21 protein-coding genes are annotated in these 25,209 nt (G+C 62.4%); 8 read left to right on the forward strand and 13 right to left on the reverse strand.

Annotated features, from left to right (window positions below; all coding sequences use genetic code 11):
* Positions 1-141 precede the first annotated feature (141 nt).
* On the forward strand, positions 142-3,123 hold the full coding sequence (locus tag CNX70_RS04075) for a sensor domain-containing diguanylate cyclase (RefSeq protein ID WP_244199031.1): 2,982 nt from the start codon (positions 142-144) through the stop codon (positions 3,121-3,123).
* Here the strand turns inward: CNX70_RS04075 and CNX70_RS04080 are convergent, their stop codons facing one another.
* Positions 3,124-3,498, reverse strand: a complete 375-nt coding sequence (locus CNX70_RS04080) for a hypothetical protein (RefSeq protein WP_096233654.1) — start codon at positions 3,496-3,498, stop codon at positions 3,124-3,126.
* A gap of 211 nt (positions 3,499-3,709) precedes the next feature.
* On the opposite strand from CNX70_RS04080, the gene CNX70_RS27965 reads away from it, so the two are divergent.
* Positions 3,710-3,946 (forward strand): hypothetical protein, encoded by a 237-nt coding sequence (locus CNX70_RS27965; protein ID WP_157750893.1) that lies wholly within the window; start codon positions 3,710-3,712, stop codon positions 3,944-3,946.
* Between the two features lie 78 nt (positions 3,947-4,024).
* Here the strand turns inward: CNX70_RS27965 and CNX70_RS04085 are convergent, their stop codons facing one another.
* Positions 4,025-4,660 carry an Npun_F0296 family exosortase-dependent surface protein gene (locus tag CNX70_RS04085; RefSeq protein WP_096233656.1) on the reverse strand — a complete coding sequence of 212 codons (636 nt, stop codon included), beginning with the start codon at positions 4,658-4,660 and terminating at the stop codon, positions 4,025-4,027.
* Positions 4,661-5,027: 367 nt separating this feature from the next.
* Here CNX70_RS04085 and CNX70_RS04090 point away from each other — a divergent pair, with 367 nt between their 5' ends.
* Complete coding sequence (locus CNX70_RS04090) at positions 5,028-5,540, forward strand: hypothetical protein (RefSeq protein ID WP_096233658.1); 513 nt, start codon at positions 5,028-5,030, stop codon at positions 5,538-5,540.
* A gap of 22 nt (positions 5,541-5,562) precedes the next feature.
* Here the strand turns inward: CNX70_RS04090 and CNX70_RS04095 are convergent, their stop codons facing one another.
* The 5 genes from CNX70_RS04095 to CNX70_RS29090 all read right to left on the reverse strand — a co-directional run bounded on the left by CNX70_RS04095 (position 5,563) and on the right by CNX70_RS29090 (position 13,292).
* Positions 5,563-8,745, reverse strand: coding sequence for an efflux RND transporter permease subunit (locus tag CNX70_RS04095; protein ID WP_096233660.1), 3,183 nt, complete (start codon positions 8,743-8,745; stop codon positions 5,563-5,565).
* 25 nt (positions 8,746-8,770) lie between these two features.
* Positions 8,771-9,976, reverse strand: coding sequence for an efflux RND transporter periplasmic adaptor subunit (locus tag CNX70_RS04100; protein ID WP_096233662.1), 1,206 nt, complete (start codon positions 9,974-9,976; stop codon positions 8,771-8,773).
* Between the two features lie 13 nt (positions 9,977-9,989).
* Positions 9,990-11,228, reverse strand: coding sequence for a TolC family protein (locus tag CNX70_RS04105; protein WP_157750894.1), 1,239 nt, complete (start codon positions 11,226-11,228; stop codon positions 9,990-9,992).
* Between the two features lie 105 nt (positions 11,229-11,333).
* Positions 11,334-11,702 carry a cation efflux protein, CzcI family gene (czcI, locus tag CNX70_RS04110; RefSeq protein ID WP_096233664.1) on the reverse strand — a complete coding sequence of 123 codons (369 nt, stop codon included), beginning with the start codon at positions 11,700-11,702 and terminating at the stop codon, positions 11,334-11,336.
* Positions 11,703-11,744: 42 nt separating this feature from the next.
* Entirely contained in the window at positions 11,745-13,292 is a 1,548-nt protein-coding gene (locus CNX70_RS29090; RefSeq protein ID WP_096233666.1) for a C13 family peptidase, read from the reverse strand.
* Between the two features lie 185 nt (positions 13,293-13,477).
* Between CNX70_RS29090 and CNX70_RS04120 the strand changes: the two genes are divergently transcribed.
* On the forward strand, positions 13,478-15,433 hold the full coding sequence (locus tag CNX70_RS04120) for a GAF domain-containing sensor histidine kinase (RefSeq protein ID WP_096233668.1): 1,956 nt from the start codon (positions 13,478-13,480) through the stop codon (positions 15,431-15,433).
* Between the two features lie 517 nt (positions 15,434-15,950).
* On the opposite strand, the gene CNX70_RS04130 is transcribed toward CNX70_RS04120, so the two are convergent.
* The 3 genes from CNX70_RS04130 to CNX70_RS04135 form a co-directional block, all read right to left on the reverse strand.
* Positions 15,951-16,658: a hypothetical protein gene (locus CNX70_RS04130; protein ID WP_096233672.1), complete on the reverse strand. Its 708-nt coding sequence runs from the start codon at positions 16,656-16,658 to the stop codon at positions 15,951-15,953.
* On the reverse strand, positions 16,655-16,975 hold the full coding sequence (locus CNX70_RS27970; protein WP_157750895.1) for a hypothetical protein: 321 nt from the start codon (positions 16,973-16,975) through the stop codon (positions 16,655-16,657). The genes CNX70_RS04130 and CNX70_RS27970 overlap by 4 nt, the downstream gene beginning before the upstream one ends.
* A 443-nt stretch (positions 16,976-17,418) precedes the next feature.
* Complete coding sequence (locus CNX70_RS04135; RefSeq protein WP_096233674.1) at positions 17,419-18,930, reverse strand: DUF3369 domain-containing protein; 1,512 nt, start codon at positions 18,928-18,930, stop codon at positions 17,419-17,421.
* Between the two features lie 433 nt (positions 18,931-19,363).
* On the opposite strand from CNX70_RS04135, the gene CNX70_RS04140 reads away from it, so the two are divergent.
* Positions 19,364-19,867, forward strand: coding sequence for a DUF3016 domain-containing protein (locus tag CNX70_RS04140; RefSeq protein ID WP_096233676.1), 504 nt, complete (start codon positions 19,364-19,366; stop codon positions 19,865-19,867).
* A 165-nt stretch (positions 19,868-20,032) separates the two neighbouring features.
* Positions 20,033-20,575 (forward strand): DUF3016 domain-containing protein, encoded by a 543-nt coding sequence (locus CNX70_RS04145; RefSeq protein ID WP_096238263.1) that lies wholly within the window; start codon positions 20,033-20,035, stop codon positions 20,573-20,575.
* Between the two features lies 1 nt (position 20,576).
* Here CNX70_RS04145 and CNX70_RS04150 read toward each other — a convergent pair whose 3' ends face one another.
* The 3 genes from CNX70_RS04150 to CNX70_RS04160 all read right to left on the reverse strand — a co-directional run bounded on the left by CNX70_RS04150 (position 20,577) and on the right by CNX70_RS04160 (position 23,470).
* On the reverse strand, positions 20,577-21,362 hold the full coding sequence (locus CNX70_RS04150; protein ID WP_096233678.1) for a substrate-binding periplasmic protein: 786 nt from the start codon (positions 21,360-21,362) through the stop codon (positions 20,577-20,579).
* Between the two features lie 71 nt (positions 21,363-21,433).
* Entirely contained in the window at positions 21,434-21,877 is a 444-nt protein-coding gene (locus CNX70_RS04155; RefSeq protein WP_071079638.1) for a thioesterase family protein, read from the reverse strand.
* Between the two features lie 132 nt (positions 21,878-22,009).
* On the reverse strand, positions 22,010-23,470 hold the full coding sequence (locus tag CNX70_RS04160) for a PQQ-dependent sugar dehydrogenase (RefSeq protein ID WP_096233680.1): 1,461 nt from the start codon (positions 23,468-23,470) through the stop codon (positions 22,010-22,012).
* A gap of 276 nt (positions 23,471-23,746) precedes the next feature.
* On the opposite strand from CNX70_RS04160, the gene CNX70_RS04170 reads away from it, so the two are divergent.
* Together CNX70_RS04170 and CNX70_RS04175 are read left to right on the forward strand one after the other, a co-directional pair.
* The gene (locus CNX70_RS04170; RefSeq protein ID WP_034784313.1) at positions 23,747-24,853 is read left to right on the forward strand and encodes an S-(hydroxymethyl)glutathione dehydrogenase/class III alcohol dehydrogenase; all 1,107 of its coding nucleotides are present in this window, start codon (positions 23,747-23,749) and stop codon (positions 24,851-24,853) included.
* A 115-nt stretch (positions 24,854-24,968) separates the two neighbouring features.
* Complete coding sequence (locus CNX70_RS04175) at positions 24,969-25,202, forward strand: hypothetical protein (protein ID WP_096233684.1); 234 nt, start codon at positions 24,969-24,971, stop codon at positions 25,200-25,202.
* Positions 25,203-25,209 lie beyond the last annotated feature (7 nt).

The following is a 25,209-nucleotide window of genomic DNA, read 5'->3' on the forward strand; positions in this document are numbered from 1 at the left end:
CGGTAGTCGTGCAGCCCGCTGCCAGCCCTGTTGCTGGCCGTGTAGTGGTTTGATGTCCGTTCTGCTTGTCCGCCTGTCATGCCTACACGCGCGTCTACGTCGTGGTTTGCTCGGTCAGTGTCGCACTGGGTGGAGCCGCGCGTGCTGGCTGCGCTGGTGCTGGCGCTGTGCCTGGGACTGACGTACGGTGCCTGGCGCAATGCCCACGATGCCAGCGAACAGCAGGTGCAGGCCGATTTTGACTTCCGCGTGCGCGAACTGGTGGGCAACATCGTCGTGCGCATGCAGACCTACATCCAGGTGCTGCACGGCGTGCAGGGACTGTATGCCAGTTCGCAGGACGTCACGCGCAGCGAATTCCATGCCTATCTGGCGGTGCAGCAGGTGGACCGGCACTTTCCCGGCATCCACGGCATCGGCTACCTGCCCCTGTTACCCGGTGCCGGGCTGGCGCGGCACGAAGCGCGCGTGCGCGCGGAGGGCTATCCTGGCTATGCCGTGCGTCCACCGGGCCAGCGCGCCTGGCATGCGCCCATCACTTATCTGGAACCTTTAAGCGAAAGCAACTTGCTGGCGTTCGGCTATGACATCTGGTCGGAACCCGTGCGCCGCGCCGCGCTCGAACAGGCGCGCGACACGGGGCAAGCGGCCATGACGGGCAAGATCCAGCTGGTGCAAGATGGCGGCAGTGCCCAGACGCATGGCTTCCTGGTCGTGCTGCCCGTGTATGAGAATGGTTTGCCGCATGCCAGCGTGGCGCAGCGGCGCGCCGCCTTGCGCGCCTGGGTGTTTGCGCCGTTCCGCATGGTCGACCTGATGGCGGGGGTAGGCGGCGAGGGGGCGCGCCAGCTGGACCTGGAAATCTATGATGGGGCGCAACAGGCTGAGGCGGCCCTGATGTATGACAGCTTGCCGGACATGCTGGCGGCGGCCACGTCGGACAGCCGGGTGTCGCAGCAGGCGATCAGCATCGCCGGCCATGCCTGGACCTTGCGCGTGCGCGCCATGCCGGGCTTCGATGGCGAGCTGCTGGCGCGGCCTCGTCTGGTGGCCTGGACCGGCTTGCTGGCCAGCATCGTGCTGGCGCTGGCGGCCTGGCTGCTGGCGGCAGGCCGCACCCGCGCTCAGGCGGCGCTGGTGCGTTCGAGCCAGCTGACGGAGCAGCTGGAGCAGGGCCAGGCCAGCGTGCTGGCGATGGCCGAGGCGGCGCAGCGCAGTCAGGCCATGCTGCGCAGCATCCTCGATTCGACCATCGACGGCATTTTGGTCGATAACATCGAAGGCCGCATCTTCACCTCGAACCGGCGCTTCCGCGACCTGTGGCAAGTGCCCGATGCGCTCGACTGGCAAGCGGACGGCGCGGCACTGGTGCGTCATGTGGAAAGCCAGCTGGAGCAGGCGGTGCCTTTCCTGGGAGCACGCGCCCACGCGCCACATGGCCACCGCGAGCGGCGCGACGTGCTGCACCTGCGCGATGGACGGGTGGTCGAGCAATACGTGCGCAGCATGCAGCTGGGCAATGAACAGGCGCGCTTGTGGACCTTCCGCGACATCAGCGAGCGCAGCCAGATGGAACGGCGCGAGCATACGCGGCGACAAGTGCTGGAAATGCTGGCCACGGGCGCACCGCTGGAACGGGTGCTGGAAAGCGTGGTGCTGAGCGTGCAAGCCGACCATCCCGCCATGCTGTGCAGCATCTTGTTGCTCGATGAAAATCGCCACCGCCTGGTGCTGGGCGCGGCGCCCAGCTTGCCCGCGTTTTTCAACCTGTCCAGCCATGGCCATGACCTCGACACCCTGCAGGGCGTGCATGGCATCGCCGCGCAAGCGCTGCGCGATGGCCAGCGCGTGATCGTGGGCGACTTGCATGCCGCTGCCAATGTGCAAGAGACGATGGAACTGGCGTGGCGGGCCCAGCTGCAATCGTGCTGGGCCGAGCCCGTGCGTGGCGGCTCGGGCAAGCTGCTGGGCGTGCTGATGGCGTATCACCGCCAGCCCACCTTGCCGGGTGCGGCGCATCTGGCGCGGCTGAGCGAGGCGGCGCACCTGGCCGGCATGGCCATCGAACAGGCGCAGGTGGCGCTGGCCCTGCGCGCCGGCGAAGCGCGTTTCCGCAGCCTGTACGACCATGCGCCCGTGGCTCTGTGGGAACAGGACTGGTCGGCCGTGCGCGCCGCGCTCGATGCGCTTGAACAAGCGGGCGTGCGCGACCTGGGCGCCCACTTCCACGCCCATCCGGACGCGTTGCAGCGGCTGGCGGGGCTGGTGCGCATCATCGATGCGAACGGCGCCGCGCTGGCGCAGGTACGCGCCAACGAGGGCGACCAGCGCCGCGGCGCGCTGGGCCTGGCGCAGAATTTCGATGCCAGCGCCTTGCCCCGTTTCGGCGATGCGCTGCTGGCGCTGGCTGGCGGCGCCCACCTGTACGAGTGCGAGAGCAGCTTCTTGCGTCTCGATGGCGCGGCGCGGCAAAATGAGCTGAGCTTGCTGGTGATGCCCGGCCATGCCGACAGCCTGGACTTTGTCATGGTGTCCTCGCTCGACATCACCGAGCGCAAGCGCATGAACGCGGAACTGCTGCAACTGGCCACCACCGATTTTTTGACGGGCTTGCCGAACCGGCGCCACTTCATGGCGGCACTCGAAAACGAGCATGCACGGCTGCAGCGCGAACTGGCCAGTTGCGCCAGCGTGCTGATGCTCGACATCGATCACTTCAAGCGCGTCAACGACGAGTATGGCCACGCCGTGGGCGATACCGTGCTGCGCCACCTGGGCGCGCTGATGTGCCAGGCGCTGCGCAAGGTCGATGTGCCGGGCCGCGTGGGCGGCGAAGAGTTCGCCATCTTGCTGCCGGGCACCGACCTGGCGGCGGCGGCCGTGTTTGCCGAACGCTTGCGCCGGCGCGTGGCGGAAAGTTCCCTGACCACCGATGGCGGCATCCTGATCACCATCACGGTGAGCATCGGCATGGCTGCCATGGCCGGCACGGATGCCGATTGCGACGCCGTGCTGGCACGCGCCGACGAGGCGTTATACAGGGCCAAGCGGGGCGGGCGCAACCGCGTCGAACAGAATGACGGCGGCAGCGACGGCGTGCTCAGCAAGTTCATGGCGCAGTGATTACAGGCTGTGCTGATGCGCTTGTGCCTGCTTGTGCTTGCGGCTGACGATCAGCCAGACGATGGCGACGGGAATCAACAGCGGCAGCAGCACGGGCGTGCTCAGCGCCAGCACCAGCACCACGCAGAGTGCCAGCACGGCGATCAGCACCACGCCCACGCCGGCCAGTACCACGCCTGTGACGACGGCGGCGCACACCAGCGCGATGGCGGCGACGAGCAAGCCGCCACCGGCAAACACCAGGCCGAACAGCCACTCCAGCGGACCGTCGATCTCGTCGCCGTTGAACTGCATGTGCATGTCGCTGCCACCGACCTTGTCGAGGAACAGGCAAGCGAGCATGACGAGGAGGACGAAGGTGAGTAATTTTTTCATGGCAAGCCTCGGCGTGTGGGGGATGGGGTGTTGCATGATCACACTGTAGCGGCGCGCGGCAGGTGTTGCCAGCGGCGTGCGACAGGCCGTCATTTTCACGGTATGGGAGGCTTGTACGGGCAGAAAACACTGATCTGTAACAAGATTTCTTTTCTTGTAATACGCGCAAGCCGTCCTATACTGAATACCTCAGTCTCGCAAGGAGGGCAACATGCTTTTGTTTGCAGATACCGGGGATCAATCGCTATCCCTTTCCCACCATCGAACCACGCGCCAGCGTAGCGCCCCGCAGTCCTGCGCCGAGCCCGTCGGCGCGCCATCGGCGATACCGCCGATCATCATCAATCCCTTTAATTACCATGCGCCACTGCCAGCCATCGACCCGCGCTGGGTGCCGCCCGGTCCGCCGCTGACCTGGCCCAACCGGCCTGCGATGTCCATGTGCTGACGGCACCGGCGGACGGCAGCCGCCAGGCCTGGCAGTGAAAAAGCCCGCATCGCGGGCTTTTGCCAGTACCTGCCTGCGTCAGGAGGATTTGCGGCGCAGCATGAAACCCAGCAAACCCAGGCCGGCCAGCAGCATGGCATAGGTTTCCGGCTCCGGCACGGCGGTGATGAAGGCGTGGTTATCCGTCTCGAAGGCATTCTGCGTGGAGTGGAAGGCAACCGAGGTGATCTTGCTGCCAACGCCGGCGAAGGCATTCACGTACAGGCCCACGGACTGATTGCCGTTGGCGGTATCGCCGGCCAGCGTTGCCAGTTGCGTGCCCGTCAGCGTGGTCGAGCTGTGGTCGGCAAAGGTGTAGGTTACGCTGTTGTACGTATCCGGCGAACCCATGTAGAAGCCGAAATAGCTCAAGCCGCTACTGAAGCTGGCGGTCACGGGCGAGTGCTGGTCGGAAGAAGTGCCTGCCGACAAATACTTGCTCATATCGCCAGGAGGCGCGGCATGGTTGCCATTCGTGCCGGTGAACAGCGCGCCGTCGATGTAGTTGGCGGGCAGGATGCCGCTGTTGAAATCGATCGTGGTGGCGCCTGCAACGGATGTCACCAGCCCTTCGCCAGCCAGGGCTGTACCGCCGGCCGTAAATGTGGGGACGGCGCTGGCGCTGCCGGCGGCGGCAGCGAGCGTCGCGCATGCCAGTGTGGACAAGATTTTCATGTTTATTCCCTCAAAGATATATTGGTGTACGCAGCTGTTTTGATCAGGACAGGCAGAAGTGCTTGGCGTGGCGATGCAAGGCGGCGTGCGGGGACGAGGGACGTCGCATGATGAAATAATTTCTTGAGGCCAAGCATTACTAAATGCAATATTTGAAATATAAAAAACATAATTCAGATTGCAAAATAATAATAGTCTTAGTTGAGCAATATCAAAGCTCGATTGCTAGAATAAAGCTACTACATTGATAGCTTGTTTTATTGCCGAGATCGACTATGACGGGCCGCGCTTTACCTTGCGGCAAGGCGGCACGGGCGGACGTTTTCGACTATCATGCTAGCCCCGACCTTCCATCACGAGCACCGCCATGAGTACCGATTTCCCCGATTTTTCCGACGAAGCAGCCGAGCAGGACAATGACGCCCCGATCCAGGAGCCGCGCCTGTGGGTAGGCAATGGCTGGACGGCGCGCGTGATCAAGAACGAGGAAGATGAAGGCTGGGCCGTGGCCATGATCAAGGATGGCGAGCCGGAGCCGGCCCTGGTGGGCCCGTGGACCATGGGCCGCGACAAGAAAAACCCGAAGCCGCTCGACGTCAACGCGTTCAATACCTTGGTCAAGACAGCCTCGGAAGTGCTGCGCCGCCACGAACAGCAGTTGCACGCGCAATTGCACAAGAACCTGTTTATCGCTACCGACGAGGGCCAAATCAAGGTGATGTTCGACATCGTGCCCGACGAAGAGCACCCATACGCGGAACTGAGCGCCTATGACGCGGACGGCGAACAGATCGCCAAGGTGCGCACTTCGGCCGCCTTCAAGTTCAATGCTACCGCAGCGGCGAACTGGATCGAGGGCGGCTACCGCAAGCCGGGTTAAGGCCATGCGGTAGCGCGCGTCGCTATTTACTCAGCTGTACCGCCGCGCCTTCGGGCGCGGCCTGCATTTCCACCTCCTCTTGCCGGCGGTACGCCAGCCGGTACAGCAATGGCAGCACCAGCAGTGTCAAGGCCGTCGACGACAGGATGCCGCCGATCACCACAGTGGCCAGCGGACGCTGTACCTCCGCGCCCGTGCCCGTGGCAATCGCCATCGGCACGAAGCCCAGCGAGGCCACCAGCGCTGTCATCAGCACGGGCCGCAGGCGCGTGATGGCGCCTACACGTATCGCCTCCTGCAAGGGCATGCCCTGTTCGCGCAGCTGGCGGATGTAGGCGATCATCACCAGGCCATTGAGCACGGCCACGCCGGACAGGGCGATGAAGCCGACAGCGGCCGAGATCGACATGGGAATGTCGCGCAGCCACAGCGCGACAATGCCGCCCGTCAGGGCGAACGGGATGCCGCTGAACACCAGCAAACCATCTTTCACGTTGCCGAACATGGCGAACAGCAAGACGAAGACGAGGGCCAGCGCCACGGGCACCACCAGTTCCAGGCGCTTCGTGGCCGATTGCAATTGCTCGAACTGGCCGCCCCAGCTGGTCCAGTAGCCGGCAGGAATGGCCACCTGCGCCTGTAACTGCTGTGTTGCCTCCGCAACAAACGAGCCGATATCGCGTCCGCGCACGTTGGCGCTGACGACGATGCGGCGCTTGCCGTCTTCGCGGCTGATCTGGTTCGGCCCCGGCGCCACTTGCAGGCTGGCCACTTCACCGAGCGGGATGAAGCGCGCGCGGCCTTCCGCCGCCGCGCCCAGGGGCAGGGCGATGGGCAGGCGTTTCAACTGCTCCAGGTCGCTGCGCAGGCTGTCGGGCAGGCGCACGACGATGTCGAAGCGGCGGTCGCCCTGGAACAGGGTGCCTGCCTCTTGCCCGCCGATGGCCGTGGCAATCGCCGCTTGCACGTCGGCAATATTCAAACCGTAGCGGGCCGTCTGCTCGCGGTCAATCTGCACCGTCAGCATGGGCAAGCCCGTGGTCTGCTCGACTTTCACCTCTGTTGCGCCCGGTATCTTGCCCAGCACACTAGCGATCTTCGCCGCCGTACTGTCGAGGACAAGCATGTCGTCGCCGAACAGTTTCACGGCCACGTCGCTGCGCACGCCGGAAATCAGTTCATTGAAGCGCAGCTGGATCGGTTGCGAAAACTCATAGTTGTTGCCCGGCAAGCTGGTGGCCGTCGCTTCGATTTCCGCCAGCAATTGCTCGCGCGATTTCTTCGGTTCTGGCCACTCGTTGCGGGGTTTCAGCATGATGTAGCCGTCGGAAATATTCGGCGGCATGGGGTCAGAGGCGATCTCGGCCGTTCCCGTGCGGGCGAACACGCGGGCGATTTCCTTATGGTTACTCATCAGCTTGCTTTCCAGCTGCTGCTGCATGGCCAGCGATTGGCTCAGGCTGGTGCCGGGGATGCGCAGGGCCTGGATGGCGATGTCGCCCTCGTTCAGGCTGGGCACGAATTCGCTGCCCATGCGCGTGGCCAGCAAGCCCGACAGCAATACGGCAACCGCCGCGCCCGTCAGCACGACGGGCGTGTTGCGCATCACCTTGCCCAGCAGCGGCGCATACCAGCGCTTGGCGGCGCGCATGATGGCGTTTTCCTTCTCCGCTACCTTGTCGCCGATAAACAGCGCCACGGCGGCGGGAATGAAAGTAATCGACAGCAGCATGGCGCCCAGCAAGGCGATCACCACCGTCAGGGCCATCGGCGTAAACATGCGCCCTTCCACGCCCGTCAGCGCGAAGATGGGCAGGTACACGACCATGATGATCAACTGGCCGTACAGCAGAGGCCGGCGCGCTTCTTGCGATGCCGCAAACACTTCATGAAAACGTTCCTGCAAGGTCAACGGCCGTCCCAGTTTTTGCTGCGTATGGGCCAGGCGGCGTACGCAGTTTTCCACGATCACCACGGCGCCATCGATGATGATGCCGAAGTCCAGCGCCCCCAAACTCATCAGGTTGGCGCTGACATGGTATTGCACCATGCCTGTAAACGTGAACAGCATGGCCAGCGGAATCACCATGGCCGTGATGATGGCCGCGCGGATATTGCCAAGGAAGAGGAACAGGATGGCGATCACCAGCACGGCGCCTTCGAGCAGGTTTTTCTTCACCGTATTGATGGCCTTGTCGACCAGCACCGTGCGGTCATACACGGTGACGGCGTGCACGCCTTTCGGCAGGCTGCGGTTGATCTCGATCATCTTTTTGTCGACCGCTTGCGAGACGGCGCGGCTGTTCTGCCCGATCAGCATGAAGACCGTACCGAGCACCACTTCGCGGCCGTTTTCCGTGGCCGCGCCCGTGCGCAGCTCGCGCCCCAGCACCACGTCGGCCACGTCGCGGATGCGGATCGCCACGCCCTGCACATTGGCGACGACGATGTTGGCGATGTCGTTTTTTGATGCCACCTGGCCCGGCGCGCGTATCAGCAGTTGCTCGCCCTGCCGTTCGATATAGCCGGCGCCCACGTTGCTGTTGTTGCGTTCGAGCGCCGTCACCACGTCTTGCAGGCTGATGCCGTAGGCGGCCAGTTTTTCCGGGTAGGGCGCCACCTGATATTGCTTGGCGTAGCCGCCGATGGCATTGATTTCCGTGACGCCCGTGACATTGCGCAACTGCGGCTTGATGATCCAGTCCTGGATTTCGCGCAAGTCCGTCGGCGTGTACGGCGTGCCATCGGGCTTTTTCGCGCCCTCCTGCGTTTCCACCGTCCACAGGTAGATTTCGCCCAAGCCCGTGGAGACGGGCCCCATCTTCGGCGTGATGCCGGCCGGCAAGCTCTCCTTGGCTTCCTGCAAGCGTTCGTTGATCATCTGGCGGGCAAAGTAAATGTCCGTGCCATCCTTGAAGATCACCGTCACTTGCGACAGGCCATAGCGCGACAGCGAGCGCGTCTGTTCCAGATTCGGCAAGCCGGCCATGGCCGTCTCGATGGGGAACGTCACCCTTTGCTCGGTTTCCAGCGGCGAATAGCCAGCGGACTGGGTATTGATTTGCACCTGCACATTGGTGATGTCGGGCACGGCGTCGATGGGCAGCTTTTGGTAGCTGTAGATGCCCAGGCCAGCCATGGCGGCCACGGCCAGCATCACCAGCCAGCGCTGCTCGATGGCGAAGCGGATCAAGCGTTCAAACATGATGGTTTCCTTAGCGTTGACGTGATCAATGTTCGTGGCCGGCGGAATCTTTGCCCAGCTCGGATTTCAGGACAAAACTGCCTTGCGCTGCGTACGGCGTGCCGGCGGCCAGGCCCTGCTTGATGTGCGTCAAGGTGCCATCGCTGCGCCCCAGCACCACGGGCGTGGCCTGGTAGCCATCTTTCACCTGGATGAAGACGACGGGCTTGTCTTCCACCGTCTGGATGGCCGTGCTCTGCACGGTGACGGGCGCGTCCGCTTCGCCGGACACCACTTCCACCGTGACGAACAGGCCCGGACGCCAGGCCATGTCCGGGTTCTGCAAGCTGATGCGAGCTTTCGCCGTGCGCGTCTGCTCGCCCAGCAGCGCGCCCACATAGGTGATCGTGCCTTGCGCGCTGGCATCGAATGCGCTGGCTTTGACTTCCGCCTTGCCTCCCATGCGCACGGTGGCCAGGTCTTTCGCCGGCACGGCGATTTCCGCCCACACGGTCGACAGGTCGGAAATGACGAAGATGTTCGCGTCTTCCTTGACGGCTTCGCCCAGGGTGATATGTTTTTCCAGCACCATGCCGTCGAACGGCGCGCGGATCTCGTAGCGATTCAGCGGACCCTTGGCAGCGCCACTGGCGCCCAGCGCGTTGAGCTTTTGCTGCGCATTCTGCACGGCGATTTCCGCTTCGCGCCACGCTTGCTGCGCCTGCAGATAATCTTGCTCGGCCGAAATTTTCTCGCGCCACAGTTTTTCTTCGCGTTCATACGTGGAACGGGCCAGCGACAAACGCCGCTGCGCCGACAGCAGTGCGCTGCGTTGTTCCGACAGTTCCGTGCTGGCGATGACGGCCAGCACTTGCCCCTTTTTCACCAACTGGCCCAGGTCCGCTTGCACGGCTTCCACCACGCCGGCCAGGCGCGGCACGACGTGGGCCGTGCGGTCTTCGTTAAAACGGATTTCGCCGGGCAGGGCGACGGTGGTCTTGATGCGGCCGGGCGCGGCCGTGGCGATGACGACGCCGGCCGCGCGGCTTTGCGCCGCCGTCAATTCCAGCCGGCCTTCCACTTCTTCGTGGCCGTGTTCGTCTTTCTTTTCAGCATGTGCTTCCGCCTTGACGGCAGGCGCTGGCGGGGCGCTGGACTTGCCCGTGCCGAGGATGAGGATGGCCAGTACGATGCCGGCCGCCGCGATGGAGGCTATGGCGATCGTCTGTTTTTTGTTGAGTGTGATGTTCATTGTCGGGTCTTCCTTACAGGGGAGCGGGGGCGCCAAGCAGACGCTCGATCTCGGCGGCGGCGTGTTGCGCTTCGGTCAGCGCGCGCAGGTATTGGTTTTTGGCTTGCAGCAAGGTGCGCTGGGCATCGAGCACGTCGAGAAAGGCGAACTTGCCGAACTCAAAGCCCTTGCTGGCCGCGTCGTAGGCGCTTTGGGCGCCGGGCAAGATGTCCTGGCGCAAGCTTTCCACGTCGAGCCGGGCCGTGGCCAGGCGTTCGGTGGCGGCAGCCACGGCCGTCTGCACGGCGATGCGGGCGGCGGCCAGCTCGTCGCTGGCCTTGTCGCTGCGGCGCAAGGCGTCGAGCTTGTTGCCCGCGTTGCGGTCGAACAAAGGCAGCGGCAAGGCCAGGCCGATGATGGCCTGGTTGCGGCCCAGTTCTTCCGAGCGCTTCATGCCGATGCTGAGCGTGACGTCGGGCGTGGCGCGCCGCTGTTCCACGTCCAGCATCGCTTGCCGCTGCGCCAGCGCGCTGTGCGCCTGGCGCACGGTGGGTGCCTGGGCCAGGCGCGCCGCCAGTTCGCTGGCTGGCGGCAGCTCGGGCAAGGTTTCCAGGCGACCTTCCGCCAGGCTGAAGCGTGGCGTGGCGTTGCCCCACAGGGCGGTCAGGCGCTTGCGCGCGCTGGCCAGGGTGCTGCGGGTCAGGTTCAGCTCCAGCCGCACGCTCGCTTCGGCGACACGGGCGCGGGTTTCCTCGACGGGCGAGGCCTTGCCGGCCGTCACCCGGCGCGCCGTGATGTCGCTGGCGCGCGCGGCCAGCGCCTGCGCGCTGTCGGCCAGGCGCAAGCCTTCCTGCGCGGCCAGCACGTCGACAAAGGCGGTGGTCACTAGCGCGCGCGTGTCGGCTTGCTGCAGGGACAGGCCGGCTTGCGCCAGGTCTTCGCCGCGCTGGGCGACGGCTGTGCGCGCCCCCCGCTTGCCGCCCAGTTCGATCAGCTGGTTGAGCTGCACGGTGGTGCTGCGCGTGGCGCGCCGCGTGTCTTCCAGCACGGTTTGCAGTTCCGGGTTGGGCAGGGCGCGCGCCTGTTGCAGGGCACCCCCTTGCGCCGCCAGTTCATGGCGGGCGGCCGACAGGGTGGCGTTGCCGCCTTCGGCCAGCAGTAGCGCGGCGGGCAAGGTCAGGGGCGCTGCGGGTTCCACGCTAGATTGCGCGTGCGTAAAGTTGCCGGCCAGCAGGCCAGCGGAGAGACATAACAGATAGATGGATCGGTGCATCGAATTCTCCAAGGTTCGGAAAAAGAATTCGACGGGACGCGCAGGCTTGCGCCTGAGTTAGTCAGGCGCACATATGGCGATAAGCTATTGAAACGTCCCGTCGGCCTAGATGGCCGACGACCAGTCAGGGCGCTTGGGAGCGTCCGGGATGTGGGAAGCGTAAAAGAAGGGGGCAGTGTCTGCGTTGACGGACGCCATGTCGCCGATGGGCAGGCTGGAGCCGGCCGGCAGCCACGCATGGCCGATGCCATGGCAGACGTTGCAGTCGCTGTGCGGCTGGCCTTTGGATTGCTTGTCAGCTAGCTTTTTATCGGCCACGGGTTTCTTGTCCGCGTCCGCCTTGTGCTGGTGGCTGTGGTGGCCCAGGTGCTGCGCCGCCTTGCCTTCCTCGTGCAGGCAATACGCGCTCGCCGCGGCCCAGGACATCTGGAGCGGAAGCACGAACAGCAGCAAAATGAGGAAGAATTTACGCATGGTGACGGCTATTGTACAGAAAGGCGGACGACCGTACCCGGCTTAGCGCGGCTGGGCGCGCCACGCCTTCAGCTGCGCGGCGATGGCCTTGCCCTGGAATAGCTGTGGCTCGGAATGCTCTTCCGCTTCCATGCCGCCCTCGCGGAAGTCGGCCGCCTCGCGCGCCTGCACCAGCACCTTGGCCTGCTCGAACGCTTCGGCAAAGCCGGCGCTTTTGGGCAGCGCTTCCTTGAAATACGCTTCGCTGAAATACGTAAAATCGTTCTGGTCGTCGCAGCCGAACGAGGTGCGGTCGCTGCGCGCGGCCGTGATGATGAGGGTGTTGTCATCTTTTAAGGGTGCAATGAAGCCGCCTGCATAGCAGGCCGAGATCACGATGACTTTCCAGCGGATGCCGCTGTGCTTGAGCATGCTGGCCAGATCCTGTGCAGGCAAGCTGTGCAAGTCCATGCCGTTTTGCGCCAGCGCCAGTGCGTGCTCGGGCGAACCGTGGCTGGTGAGGAATAAAAACAGGATGTCGTTCTGCTTGTCCATCTTCGCACCCAAGCTGTCGAGGCTGGCGGCGATGCTGGTGCGCGTGGCCATCGGCTGCTGCGCCACCGTGTGGCGGCTGTTGACGAGCATCAAGGAGCGGCCCACGGTGCCGTAATCGCGGTCGAACTGGCGCTGCACGAAGGCCGTTTCGCGGTGAAACACTTCCTGCGCGCCATCGCCAGCCACGCCCAGCAAATACAGATTGATTTTTTTCGCCGCATCACGCGGTGCGATGCGCGCCAGGGCGCCGTCGAGCAGGGTGCGCTGGTGATACAGGGCCAGCTCGATATTGTCGCGCGTGAGCTTGTCGGCCGCCGGGTCGTCCAGCTGGCCTTCCGTCCAGTTGCCGCTGTCTTCGCGCCGGCCGTCGGCCTGCGCCACGGCGTAGCGTAGCACGCCCTTGCCGTCGAACTGGCCATTCTTGAAGCCGCCCCGGTATTCGTCGCCGTCGGCCGTGCGCAGCACGCCTGTACCCTCGAATTTCCAGTCTTTCAGCTCGCCTTCGTAGTGGATGCCGTCGCTGGTGCTGACTTTCGCCTTGCCCTGCACCTGGCCCTGGACGAATTCGCCTTCGAAGACGGTACCGTCCGTATCGGTCAGCTTGCCGGCGCCATGCGGGCGCCAATGCTTGAACTGTCCCTCGAAGGTGGCGCCGTCGGCGCCCTGGAAGCGGCCTTGCCCCTCGAAGCTGCCCTTGATGAAGCTGCCCGCATAAATCTCGCCCTTGGGTGAGGTGTAGCGGCCGATGCCGTCGAAGGCACCCTGGCGGAAGGCGCCCGTGTACTCGACGCCGGACGCCTGGCGCAGCGTGCCCTCGCCGGAAAACACGCCGCGCGCGAAGCCCCCTTCGTAAAACGCGCCGCTCGCGTACTCGAGCCGGCCCTGGCCATGCATCTTGCCTGCGACGAGGGGGCCGAAATAGCGTCCGCCATCGGCCGTCTCCGCCGCCGGCGCCTTGGCGGGCGCGGCGCACAGCGGCGGCATGCCCAGCGCGGCAAAGACCAGCAGGCCGGCGAGGGTATAGGGGCGGAGCGAGGCGCGTAGCGTGGCGGTCATGAGGACGGTCTGGTCTGTAGGAAGGGGCCTAGTCTGCCACTGTATCGCCAAGGTGGCAAATGCCGGCGTGGCGTGTGTTGCGCTGCCTCAAGGCAAGATTGTGCGTTTTATGCCGTGCCAAGGCTGGGCTGAACTGATAATATTGATTTTCAGAACATATACTTACACAAGGCACACAGTTACCCATGGAAAGCCGTCTCAGTCGCCTGGAAGCCGTTCAAACCGTGTTGCTGGAAATCGGGCAGCGCTCGAGCACCTGCAGCGATATCAGCGAATTCCTGCAGGCGGTGCATGCGGCGCTGGGCCGCATCATGTATGCGGCGAACTTTTATGTGGCCCTGAGCGACCACGACGACGGCCTGGTGCGCTTTCCCTATTTTGTCGATGAATTCGACGCCGCGCCCGACCCGGACGAGGGCGTGCGCCTGGCCAGTGCCGCGCAGTCGCCCACGGCGTGGGTCATCGTCAACCGCAAGCAGCTGGTGATGACGGCCGACGACGACGCCATGCGCGCCATCGGTGGCGGCGCCTGGGGTGGCGGCACGGCGGCCGAGCACTGGATCGGCTGTCCGCTGCTGGACCAGCAGCATCAGGTGCTGGGCGCCATCGTCATCCAGAGCTACGACGCGCAGCACCGCTTCAGCCTGGAAGACCAGGCCCTGTTCGCGCTGATCGCCACGCACGTGTCGAGCGCGCTGCAGGGCATGCAAAGCATGGACCGGCTGGAAAAGGCGGTGCAGGAGCGCACGGCCCTGCTGGCACACGAGGTAGCCGAACGGCGCCGCGCGGAAAACCTGCAGCATGCGCTGTATGAAATCGCCAACCTGTCGGCGCAGGCGGCCGACGCGACGACCCTGTATGCGCGCCTGCATGCCATCATCAGCGAGCTGGTGACGGCGAAGAATTTTCTGATCGCCCTGTACCATCCCGACAACAAGGACATCACGATCCCGTATTTTGTCGATGAAAAGGATGCACAGGCGCCCGTGAAACGCTTTCATTACGGCATCGGCATGAGTTCGTACGTGCTGGCGCGCCGGCAAGCGTGTTTGCTCGATGCACGCAGCTATGCGGCGCTGGTGGCCAGCGGCGAGATGGACGAGCCGCTGGGCAACGTGGGCATCGCCAGCTGGATGGGTGCGCCCATGCTGCTGGGCGAGCGCAAATATGGCGTGATCATCGTGCAAAGCTACGACGAATCCGTCGTGTATGGCCAGGCGGAACTGGACGTGCTGGCCTTCATGGCCAGCCACGTGGCTGTGGCGATGGCCCGCATCCAGGCCGACAGCGCCATGCGCCAGGCCAAGGAAGCGCTGGAAGAGCAGAACGCGGCCCTGAACAGCGCCCTGAACGCCTTGCAGGAAGCGCAGTCGGAACTGGTGCGCCAGGAAAAACTGGCTTCTCTGGGACGCCTGGTCGCTGGCGTGGCGCATGAAATCAATACGCCGCTGGGCATTTGCGTGACGGCCACCAGCCACCTGGTGCAGGAATTGAAACTCACGCGCGAAGACCTGGACGGCGGCCAGCTCGATGAAGACGGCTTGCGGCAATTTTTCGACATCATCGACCAGACCCTGCGCATCATGACGACGAATACGCAGCGTGCCGCGGCGCTGGTGCGCAGCTTCAAGCAGGTGGCCGTGGACCAGTCGTCGGACGAATTGCGCAGCTTTCACTTGCGCAAATATCTCGATGAAATATTGCTTTCCTTGCAGCCGAAACTGAAGGGCAAACCGGTCAAGGTGGAGATCGATTGCGCGCCCGAGGTGCAGCTGCGCAGCTATCCGGGCGCCGTCTCGCAGATCGTCACGAACATGGTGGTCAATTCACTGGTGCATGGCTTTGTCGAAGGTGAGCCGGGCAAGATCAAAATCAGTGCCAGGATGGCCGGCGAGATGCTGGAACTCGACTACAGCGACGATGGCATGGGCATGGACAGCACCACCCTGGGCCAGCTGTTCGACCCCTTCTTCACGACGAAGCGCGGCTCCGGCGGCAGCGGCCTGGGTGCGCATATCCTGTACAACCTGGTGACGGGGCCGCTGGGCGGCACGGTGAAGGTGGTCAGCGCGCCGGGGATGGGATTGCATTACAAGATACGCTTCCCTCTCGGTTTCAATGACGTGTCGTTGAAAACCTAAAAATGGCGGGCCGGAGACGCGGGCCTGAGAAAATGCCGATGGCGGCGTTGCAGCTCCTTGCCGTACATGCGTACTGTCTGCGTCGCTGCGCCTTGCCCTCGACATTTTTCAGGCCCGCTTGGCCCGGAGCGCCCAAGTTGGAGTCTTGGGCCGAAGCGTGGTTTGCCGGTGTGCGTATTGCTCAGGGGGCATTTGGCTGTCCCATGACCGGCGGCTTGTGGTCGAACCCGGCCGTTCGACCCATCTTAGTTGGTTGCCAGGCTGGAAAATTCACTGCGTGTCACGAAGACCGGATTAGGTTTTAAAAGACATCTCCCTCATCGAAAGCTATGCTGATGACCAGCCCGCAGCGACACCATTCACTGCAATCAGCACATATTTGCGAAAGCTTTGATCAGCTATCCTCAATGGCGCTCATTGTGACTGCGAATGTCTCTTGATTTAGGCTTATGCGTTATCACACAAAAACTCAAACGCTGTATTGCTTCATTGCTATCGAACGCGGTGCGATATCTTATTACTGTTGGGGAGCGGCTCGGACACGCGGCTTTTGAGCAGCATATGCAGCTTTGGCCGCAGCAAGTTTTTTCTCGGCTGCTTCATATTGCTGTTCTGTCATAAGCTGCGCACCCGACGGCAGGAACCAGGCACGAACGCAGGAGTTCTCGCGTAGCGCAATTTGGATGTGCGAGCTGCGTTTGAAAGCTGATGACGGCGCCACCTCCTCGCCTTGCGGAAATGCTGATCGGACAGCTTGAAACATCCGCTGATCAGTTTTCTCGCGGATCTGATGCATGAAATTAAATACATCGCTATCTAGATGACGAACAATGATGTCTTCATCATCGTCATTAGCCTTCGAGTTCTTTGGCTCGGGAAGGCCATTAGCAGTGAGATATTCAACCATTGCTTCGTACGCAAGACAGTACTCTTCAATACCTTCTTGCGTAGTCATATCCAGGATGAAATCGAATTGCAGGACTGCGCCTACTACAGCTGGCGTCGTAATCGGTTGTTTCGTGAAACGCTTCGTCGGATTCGCTTGCGCTGCGCTCGCGAACATCAGTGCGCGTTTGTAATCGTTCTCGAAGAAATATGCTCCAGCACCGAGCCAGTCGTACTTGTTTGCACTCGGCTTCAGTTCAGTGATGCGACCGCTGACCAAGTCATCACGCAGAGTAACATCACAACCGTGATAAGCGAATACCAGCTGCCCAGTCTTCACTTCAAGTGCGGCGCCAGATTACCGTAACGGGTTAAAACCCCTGCGCCTTGCAGAGCTTTTTTGGTTACGGCCTCACTCGTGCGATACGGGTTGACCGGCGAAGCGGCAGGTGCCGAAGCGACTTTGACGCCATAGTCTTTGGCAAGGCGGCGGACCAAGGCCGCATAGCTTGTTTTTCGCGGAAGAGCAGCCTCTGCGGCTACAGCTGCGCTGGCGGAAACAGACCGGCCTACGCGCGCAGGCGCAGCCGCTTTTGCAAGCGCCTTTTTCGCCGCCGGCTTCTTTCCAGCAACAGTTGCGGTAGTCGTTTTAACCATGTCTCATTGTCTCACACTCTGTGTTAGAAAGCTTGAGTGGAAGTGGGCTTTACGATGCCGAGCGTGGCCAGGGTCAGGTCCGTCATTTGCACACGCTCTCAGCCTTGGCCGTCTTGGTCCGCACTTGTAGCGGCATCGCTGGGTTTGTGTCGGAATGGGGACCTGACCCCAGCCCCTCTGGAGCCGAAGAGTGCTTGAAATTTGAAACTTGAAAACGGCGGGCCGGAGACGCGGGCCTGAGAAAATGCCGATGGCGGCGTTGCAGCTCCTTGCCGTACATGCGTACTGTCTGCGTCGCTGCGCCTTGCCCTCGACATTTTTCAGGTCCGCTTGGCCCGGAATTCCCGTATTGGAGACCTGGGCCGAAGCGTGTTTTGCCGGTGGCGTATCGCGTAGGTCGGATTAGCGGCGCAGCCGCGTAATCCGACAACATCGGCTAGCTTTTAATCCGGGAAACGCTGATTCAGCGCCAGTGCTGCATCGAGATTCGCGATCAGCAACTCCACATACTGCGGATCGAGGTGGCTGCCGCTCACTTCGCGCAGGTAGCTCACTACACGTTCCAACGGCCAGGCGTCCTTGTAGCAGCGCTTGTGCATCAGGGCGTCGAAGACGTCGGCGACGGCGGCGATGCGCGCGTATTTGTGGATGTTTTCGCCCACCAGGCCTTGCGGGTAGCCGCTGCCGTCGTATTTTTCATGGTGCTGGTGGGCGATCACGGCGGCTGCTTTGAGCAGTGGGCGCTGCGAACCGTCGAGGATGGACATGCCCACCGTCGGATGCTGCTTCATGATTTCCCACTCGGCCGCGTCAAGCTTGCCGGGTTTCAGCAGCACGGCATCTGGCGTGGAAATCTTGCCGATGTCATGCATGGGCGCCGCGTGGCGCAGCACCATGGTTTCTTCTTCCGACATGCCGGAGGCTTGCGCCAGCAGCTGGCATACTTCGGCCATGCGGCGCACGTGGTTGCCGCCTTCGTGCGAGCGCGATTCGACCACGTCGCCCAGGCGCAGGATCAGTTCGGCCTGGGTATCGGTGATTTCCTGCGTCAGCAGGATGTTGTCGAAGGCGATCGCCACGCCGGAGCAGAATACTTCCAGCAATTGCGCATCGAGGTCGGAAATTTCTTCCACGCCCTTTAAGACCAGCAGCGAAGCCTTGCCGCTGCTATTCGGAAAATAGCCGACATAGGTGTCGCCGTGCAGGCGCGAGATTTTATTGCTCTTGGCATCGTCCAACTGTGACAGCAGGGAAGGGCTGAGGATGCCGTCATCGGCTTCATGGTCGCCGATCTGCGCGAGGATTTCATAGTCCTGCTCGCCCGAGATGGCGCTGGCGCCGCGCAGGCGCAGCAGCATGCTCGTTTCCAGGCGCAGCAGGGCGACGACTTGCTGCAGCAGGCCACTGGCGAAGTCGCGCAGGTTGCGCTGCTTGAAAATATGCGCCGAGGCGGCGATGACTCTTTCCAGGCCTTCGCGGTAGTGCAGCTGGGCCTGGCGCGCCTCTTCCACCTTCATGATGTCGCGGTAGGCGCGCAGGGCGGCAAAGGTGGTGGTGAACAGCTTGGTGCGGTCCAGTTCCGTCTTTTCCTTGTAGTCGTTGATGTCGTAGTTGACGATCACCCGTTCTTCCGGCGCCTGTCCCGGCTGCCCGGTGCGCAGCACGATGCGCGTAAACTGGTTGCCCAGGTCTTCGCGCATCCAGCGCGCCACTTCCAGGCCGCTGTCTTCGCGTTCCATCACCACGTCCAGGAAGACCAGCGCGATGCCTTCTTCGCGCGCCAGCACCTGCTTGGCTTCGGCGCCGCTGTAGGCGTGCACGAAGCTCAGGGCGCGGCCCTCCAGGCGGAAACGGCTCAGCGTCAGTTTGGTGATGTCGTGGATGTCGGGTTCATCATCGACGAGCAGGACTTTCCAGGGGGGTAACTTGGGCGATGCTGAAGACAAAAATGACATGAGGACGAGTTCCGCTAAAAGGCATAACTGACGCAATGTTGAGACGCCTGCGCCAGGAATTCCTGTGCGCTATTACCGGCGTTGCGCATTTTTCGGGCGCATTTTGTCGATTGTAGACTGACAGCTAAATATTAACAATATGCAAGAAAAATTGACTAAAAACATGCAACACCCATGCTTAAAAAACACTTTAAATCCAGGCTGCTGACACTATCTTTGCTTTATCGCTTAGGCAACTATATTTTCAAGACAATACTTTGTTTTAATTAATATTGCCAATGAATCTGCAAAAAAGTCGGCGTCTTGCCTTTCTGACGGAAAATCAGAAAAGTAACAAGGTATGAATTGCGCGTCAGAATGGGGTGCGGCGCGCTATATTGAATAGGTATAAGAAGTGGCACCATGCCACTCACATTTCCTGAAAGGGTACATCATGCAAAAGCAAACGACGCGCGTCCTGGTCGCCGGCCTGGCCTTGCTGGCCAGTAGTGCGGCCTGGGCAGGAACGGAAGTGCATTTCAGCAAACCGGATCAATACACGGATGTCCCGTTCAACCCGCAGGAACGGGAAGACGTATTGAAGGAACTGAGCCGGCATTTCGAAAAACTGGGCGCATCGCTGCCGCCCGGGCAGACCTTGAAAATCGACGTCACGGATGTGGACCTGGCGGGACGTGAAAATCCTTCCGTGCGTGCCGGGCAGGATATCCGCGTCTTGAATGGAGGGGTCGACTGGCCACGCATGCGCCTGCACTATGTGCTGGAGCAGGATGGCAAGGTCATTCGCAGTGGCGATGCAGCCCTCTCCGACATGTCGTACCTGAACCGCATCAATCACTATTTCAGCAATGAAAAGTTGCGCTATGAAAAGTTGATGATCGATGACTGGTATGCCGATACTTTCGGCATCAAGGTGAAGCGCCAGGCGCGCAAGTAACGCAAGTAAGGTACGCAGCCCGTCAGGCGGCTTGCCGCTGCGCGTGCTGCCGCGCGAAACGTATTGCGTTACGGAAATTTTCACTTCAGGCTATAGTCAAACGGGGGTGGGCAGATGCGTCATGGCGGCATCTGCCTTCCCGTGACTTTTCTGAAAGGAATGCACATGCGTATTTCCACGATGGCGAAAACATGGCTGGCCGCATTGGCGCTGGCCGCCGGCAGCAGCGCTTGGGCGGGCGTGCAGGTGACGTTCGACAAACCCGATGACTATTCCGATGTTCCGTTCAGCTCGCGCGACCGGGAACAGGTGCTGGCGGGCCTGGCGAATCACTTCACCTGGCTGGGCAAGAGCTTGCCCCCCGGCCAGGACCTCCGGATCGAGATCACCGATGTCGACCTGGCAGGGCGCGAAGACCCGTCACGGCGCGGCGCCTTCGATGTGCGCGTGATGACGGGCCGTGCTGATTGGCCCCGGCTGCGCTTGCGCTATACGCTCGAGCAGCATGGCAAGGTCATTGCCAGCGGCAACGCTTATCTGTCGGACATGTCCTATTTGCAGCATATCAATCGTTATTCCAGCAACGATGCCTTGCGCTACGAAAAGCGCATGATCGACGACTGGTTCAAGAATACCTTCGGCGTCAGGCCCCAGGGCCGCAGCAGTCCCGTCATGAGCTTGCAGCCGCGCGAAGTGCAGCGCCGGTAATTCAGCGCAGGTAAGCCTCTTCGATGCGTGCCAGCTGGCCGTTCTGCCGCATGGCAAGCAAGGCCGCATTCATCTTGTCGATGAAATCGGCCTTGTAAGCGGGTGTATTGCGTGCGCTGTAGGCGATGTACGTGGCTTCGGACGACAGTTCCAGCACTTCGTGCAATTGAAAGCCGTAGCTGCTTAGTTCTCCTTGCAGCTGGCGTGCCGTGTGGCGGGCCGCGCCGCGGTCGCTGGCGTAGCAATCGATGCGCCGCAGGGCCAGTTTCTTCAGATTGGCATCGTTGCCCTTGGCCGCTTCCAGATGCAGTAATCCCTGGCGGGCCGGCACCATCAATTTTTCCGACAGCAAAAAACCCGTGTTGACGCCGATGATCAGGCCGGCGAAGTCTGCGGGAAAATGCGTGCGCGGCTTGCGCATGACGGCGTCATGGCAAAACAGCACCACCGATTCGCGGTACAGCATGGCCGAATACGGTTGCACGTACGGCCGCGCCGTCTTGCGCCCGGGTGGGAACAGACCGAATACCTGGCCTTTTTCCAGCGCGGCTAGTCCCCTTTTCCAGGGGCGCGGCTGCAGGTCCAGCCGATACTCCGGCATGCTTGTGGCGGCTGCGCGCAGCATATCGACGTACATGCCCTTGAAGACGCCGTTTTCCACATAGCTGTACGGCGCATAGTCGTCGTCGCCATACAGGATGACGGTTTGCGGCGCGGCCAGGGCGGTCTGCCACACGCCCGACAGCGCCAGGGCCAGGCATAGTCTTGCCGTTATCGCTGCTTGCATGCCGCTCCAGTTTCAATGTCTTCCTGGCAAGCATACAGCATGGCGGCAGGGCGAGCCGCTTAATCTGTCCCTTAATCGATCCAGTTTACCTGCGGGAACTTGCTGCCGAACTCTTCCGGCATGGGCACGACCTGGCTGCGCTTGTAGTTGAAAAATACAAAGCCGGACTTGGCCATGGCAATCAGGGTGTTGTCGCGGGGACGCGTGATGCGGAAAGTGATGTCGCCGCCATATTTATTGAAATCCATGACGCCCACTTCGAACAGCAACTGGTCGCGCGCATGGGCTTCGGCACGGTAGGTGGTAGCCAGGTCGGTGACGATGATGCCGGTGCCGTCCGCTTCAATATCGCGCACGCCGAATTCAAACAGGAAGCGGGCACGCGCCTCGGAAATCATGGAAATCATGGAATCGTTGCCGAGATGATTGCCGGCATTGATGTCCGTGGTGCGTACCGTCAGTTGCGAGGAATAGCAGTACTGGTCTTCGGGGAATTCAAGTTTCAAACGGGCCATGGTGTTCTCTTGGGCTGGTGCGCGTGGCGCGACGGGAAAAACCCATTCTAGCCGGTTCCCCGCGCCCCGTCGAAAAACGCCCTCTGCCGCGTGCGCCGCCATGACTGCCTGCGTATGCTTATTTATACCCACTTATTTACGTACAACCTTGTATACCTTTCCCGTGCCGCTCAGCATGTATAGCTCGTTTTGCGCATCCTGGCCAAACGACAGAATATTGCCCACGTTGGTGATGCCCCAGTCCGTCACTGCGGAGGGCGTGCCATTGCCGTAGCTGAAACTTTTCAGCCAGCCGCTGCAGTAGTCCGAATACAGGTACTGCCCCGCCAGTTCCGGCAGGGCCGTGCCCCGGTACACATAGCCGCCCGTGATGGAGCAGCCGCCGGCCGTATCGTGGGCGTATTCGATGGCGGGCAGGACCAGCCCCGCCTGGTTGCAACTGCTGCTGTTGTAACAGTGCAACCCTTCCATGATGTTCCAGCCATAGTTGTTGCCCGCCTGCCCCACGGGGCGCACATCGACCTCTTCCCAATTGGCCTGGCCCACGTCGGCGATATACAGCAGCTGGGCCGGTATGTCGAAGGCGTAGCGCCATGGGTTGCGCAAGCCATACGCCCAGATTTCCCCGCGTGTGCCCGGTGTGCCGGCAAATGGGTTGCCCGGTGGAATGACGTAAGGCTGGGCTACCGTGCTGGCGTTGACGTCCAGGCGCAGCAGTTTTCCTAGTAGCACATTCGTGTTTTGCGCATTGCCGGACGGGTCACCCGCGCTGCCGCCGTCGCCCGTGCCCGCGTACAGGTAGCCGTCCGGGCCAAAGCTGAGCAAGCCGCCATAGTGGTTGCTGAACGTGGGGTGGGGTATCGTGAGGATGGTCAGGGCGGACAGGGGATCTGCCACGTTGGCGTTGCCCGCCGACACTTGCTGCCGCTCGATGACGATGTCGCCGGCCAGATTGGTGTAATAGATAAAGAAATAGCCGTTGCTGGCGTATTGCGGATGGAAGGCCATCGACAGCAAGCCCCGCTCGCCGCTGGTAGTGGTGAGCGGGCTGATATCGAGGAAGGGCGTGGCCAGCAGGGTGCCGTTCTGCAGCACGCGGATGCGGCCGGGGCGCTCGAGAATGAAGAGGCGGCTGTCGCCGGGCGGCGCCGTGAGGAAGATGGGTGCGCTCAAGCCACTGGCCACCTCTTGCAGGGCCAGTGCCAGCGGTGCAGTGGCCGCATAGGTGATACTGGCGCTGGCCGTCGCGCCCGCATTGACTTGTACCTGCTGCGTGACGGGCGTGGGTGCCAGCGTTCCCGTGCCTTGCGCCACGCTGGCGGCGCTGAGCGTGTAGGCGCCGGGCACCAGGCCAGTGAGCGTGGTACTCGCCGTCAACGTCTTACTGTAGGACGCAGGGCCGCTGAGGGTGACGGCGCCCGCCACTCCGGCCGGCAAGCCGCCGATGCTGATTGTCAGGTCACCCGTGGTGGCGCCGGGCGGGTCGTCGTCATGGCCGCCGCCACAGGCGGCCAGCAGGGCCAGGCAGCATGCCAGCAGCAGCGGCAGCAGGGGCAGCCAGGGGCGGGAAAAGTGGGAAAGAAGATGGCGCATGTCAGTCTCCTGCGGCAACGACGCAACGGCTACGCGATGAATGGCGCTTGTGCCAAGAATGCGCGTCTGTCTGCCGGGAAGATTGAGCTGGCGCAAACGGACATCGCACTGACGCCAGCATACGCCCCGCGCCTGCCGCGCTTCCGTGCGCTGCTGCACCGTGCAGCGGCATCGGACAAATGCGTGGCGTTTTCAGACAAGCGCGGCGCCAGCTGCAGCGTCACGCCCTCACGCGCCCGATAATGGCGCATCTGAAACCGAGCAGGAAGAATCCCCATGAAAACCAAAGCCGCGATTGCCTGGAAGGCGGGCGCCCCGTTGACCATCGAAGAAGTCGACCTGGCCGGCCCGCGCGCCGGCGAAGTGCTGGTCGAGCTGAAAGCCACGGGCATTTGCCATACCGATTACTACACCCTGTCCGGCGCCGATCCGGAAGGCATCTTTCCGGCCATCCTCGGCCATGAAGGCGCCGGCGTCGTCGTCGACGTGGGCCCGGGCGTGACGACCCTGAAAAAGGATGACCACGTCATCCCCCTGTACACGCCGGAATGCCGCCAGTGCAAGTTCTGCCTGTCGCAAAAGACGAACCTGTGCCAGGCCATCCGCTCCACGCAGGGCCGCGGCCTGATGCCTGACGCGACCAGCCGCTTTTCGCTGAATGGCCAGCCGCTGTTCCACTACATGGGCACCTCCACCTTCTCGAACTACATCGTCGTGCCGGAAATCGCTCTCGCCAAAATCCGTTCCGACGCGCCATTCGACAAGGTTTGCTACATCGGTTGCGGCGTGACGACGGGCGTGGGCGCCGTATTGTTCTCCGCCAAGGTGGAGGCGGGCGCCAACGTCGCCGTGTTCGGCCTGGGCGGCATCGGCCTGAACGTGATCCAGGCGGCGAAAATGGTCGGCGCCGACAAGATCATCGGCATCGACATCAATCCGGCGCGCCAGGCCATCGCGCGCAAGTTCGGCATGACGCATTTTATTAACCCGAATGAAGTGGAAAACGTCGTCGATGCCATCGTGCAACTGACGGACGGCGGCGCCGATTATTCGTTTGAATGCGTCGGCAACACGACCCTGATGCGCCAGGCGCTCGAGTGTACGCACAAGGGCTGGGGCAAGTCCTTCATCATCGGTGTGGCGGCAGCGGGCCAGGAAATTTCCACGCGGCCATTCCAGCTGGTGACGGGGCGCGAGTGGCGCGGTTCGGCCTTCGGCGGCGCACGCGGGCGCACGGACGTGCCGAAAATCGTCGACTGGTATATGGAAGGCAAGCTCAACATCGACGACCTGATCACGCACCGTTTGAAACTGGAAGATATCAACCAGGGCTTCGACCTGATGAAGAGCGGCGAATCGATCCGTTCCGTGGTGTTGTACTAATCTTATCGGATGTACTCCTTGCGCAACACTTGACGGACGGGGCAGGGCGGCAGGCTGTACTTCGCTGCCTGCGCCTGCTAGTGTGAAGGTATCCGCCTTGCTTTGGGAGCCGCCCATGTTTGCCACTGCCTACCTCGCCACGTTGCGCCGCATGCTGCCCGTCTTTCTCGGCGCGGCCTTGTCCTCCCTGCTGGCCTTGTGGTGGAGCAATGCCGCCATCCTCGCCACGCCCGCCATCTGGCTGGCGCTGCTGGCCACCTATCTGCTGTGCGCGCTGATGTTTACGCCGCTGGCCTGGCACCGCCAGCAGCTGGCCACGCGCCACGTGCGTAGCAACAAGTCGCGCTGATGACTGC

This window comes from Janthinobacterium svalbardense (assembly GCF_002327145.1).
In the GTDB taxonomy this organism is placed as follows: domain Bacteria; phylum Pseudomonadota; class Gammaproteobacteria; order Burkholderiales; family Burkholderiaceae_D; genus Janthinobacterium; species Janthinobacterium tructae.

What these genes read in the sequence shown, in the direction of transcription:
- CNX70_RS04140 (WP_096233676.1), top strand. Translation starts at nt 19,364, where the DNA reads ATGCAAAAGCAAACGACGCGCGTCCTGGTCGCCGGCCTGGCCTTGCTG.
- CNX70_RS04150 (WP_096233678.1), bottom strand. Translation starts at nt 21,362, where the DNA reads ATGCAAGCAGCGATAACGGCAAGACTATGCCTGGCCCTGGCGCTGTCG.
- CNX70_RS04100 (WP_096233662.1), bottom strand. Translation starts at nt 9,976, where the DNA reads ATGAACATCACACTCAACAAAAAACAGACGATCGCCATAGCCTCCATC.
- CNX70_RS04105 (WP_157750894.1), bottom strand. Translation starts at nt 11,228, where the DNA reads ATGCACCGATCCATCTATCTGTTATGTCTCTCCGCTGGCCTGCTGGCC.
- CNX70_RS27965 (WP_157750893.1), top strand. Translation starts at nt 3,710, where the DNA reads ATGCTTTTGTTTGCAGATACCGGGGATCAATCGCTATCCCTTTCCCAC.
- CNX70_RS04160 (WP_096233680.1), bottom strand. Translation starts at nt 23,470, where the DNA reads ATGCGCCATCTTCTTTCCCACTTTTCCCGCCCCTGGCTGCCCCTGCTG.
- CNX70_RS04145 (WP_096238263.1), top strand. Translation starts at nt 20,033, where the DNA reads ATGCGTATTTCCACGATGGCGAAAACATGGCTGGCCGCATTGGCGCTG.
- CNX70_RS04080 (WP_096233654.1), bottom strand. Translation starts at nt 3,498, where the DNA reads ATGAAAAAATTACTCACCTTCGTCCTCCTCGTCATGCTCGCTTGCCTG.
- CNX70_RS04135 (WP_096233674.1), bottom strand. Translation starts at nt 18,930, where the DNA reads ATGTCATTTTTGTCTTCAGCATCGCCCAAGTTACCCCCCTGGAAAGTC.
- CNX70_RS04090 (WP_096233658.1), top strand. Translation starts at nt 5,028, where the DNA reads ATGAGTACCGATTTCCCCGATTTTTCCGACGAAGCAGCCGAGCAGGAC.
- CNX70_RS04170 (WP_034784313.1), top strand. Translation starts at nt 23,747, where the DNA reads ATGAAAACCAAAGCCGCGATTGCCTGGAAGGCGGGCGCCCCGTTGACC.
- CNX70_RS29090 (WP_096233666.1), bottom strand. Translation starts at nt 13,292, where the DNA reads ATGACCGCCACGCTACGCGCCTCGCTCCGCCCCTATACCCTCGCCGGC.
- CNX70_RS04095 (WP_096233660.1), bottom strand. Translation starts at nt 8,745, where the DNA reads ATGTTTGAACGCTTGATCCGCTTCGCCATCGAGCAGCGCTGGCTGGTG.
- CNX70_RS04155 (WP_071079638.1), bottom strand. Translation starts at nt 21,877, where the DNA reads ATGGCCCGTTTGAAACTTGAATTCCCCGAAGACCAGTACTGCTATTCC.
- CNX70_RS04175 (WP_096233684.1), top strand. Translation starts at nt 24,969, where the DNA reads ATGTTTGCCACTGCCTACCTCGCCACGTTGCGCCGCATGCTGCCCGTC.
- CNX70_RS27970 (WP_157750895.1), bottom strand. Translation starts at nt 16,975, where the DNA reads ATGGTTAAAACGACTACCGCAACTGTTGCTGGAAAGAAGCCGGCGGCG.
- CNX70_RS04120 (WP_096233668.1), top strand. Translation starts at nt 13,478, where the DNA reads ATGGAAAGCCGTCTCAGTCGCCTGGAAGCCGTTCAAACCGTGTTGCTG.
- czcI (WP_096233664.1), bottom strand. Translation starts at nt 11,702, where the DNA reads ATGCGTAAATTCTTCCTCATTTTGCTGCTGTTCGTGCTTCCGCTCCAG.
- CNX70_RS04085 (WP_096233656.1), bottom strand. Translation starts at nt 4,660, where the DNA reads ATGAAAATCTTGTCCACACTGGCATGCGCGACGCTCGCTGCCGCCGCC.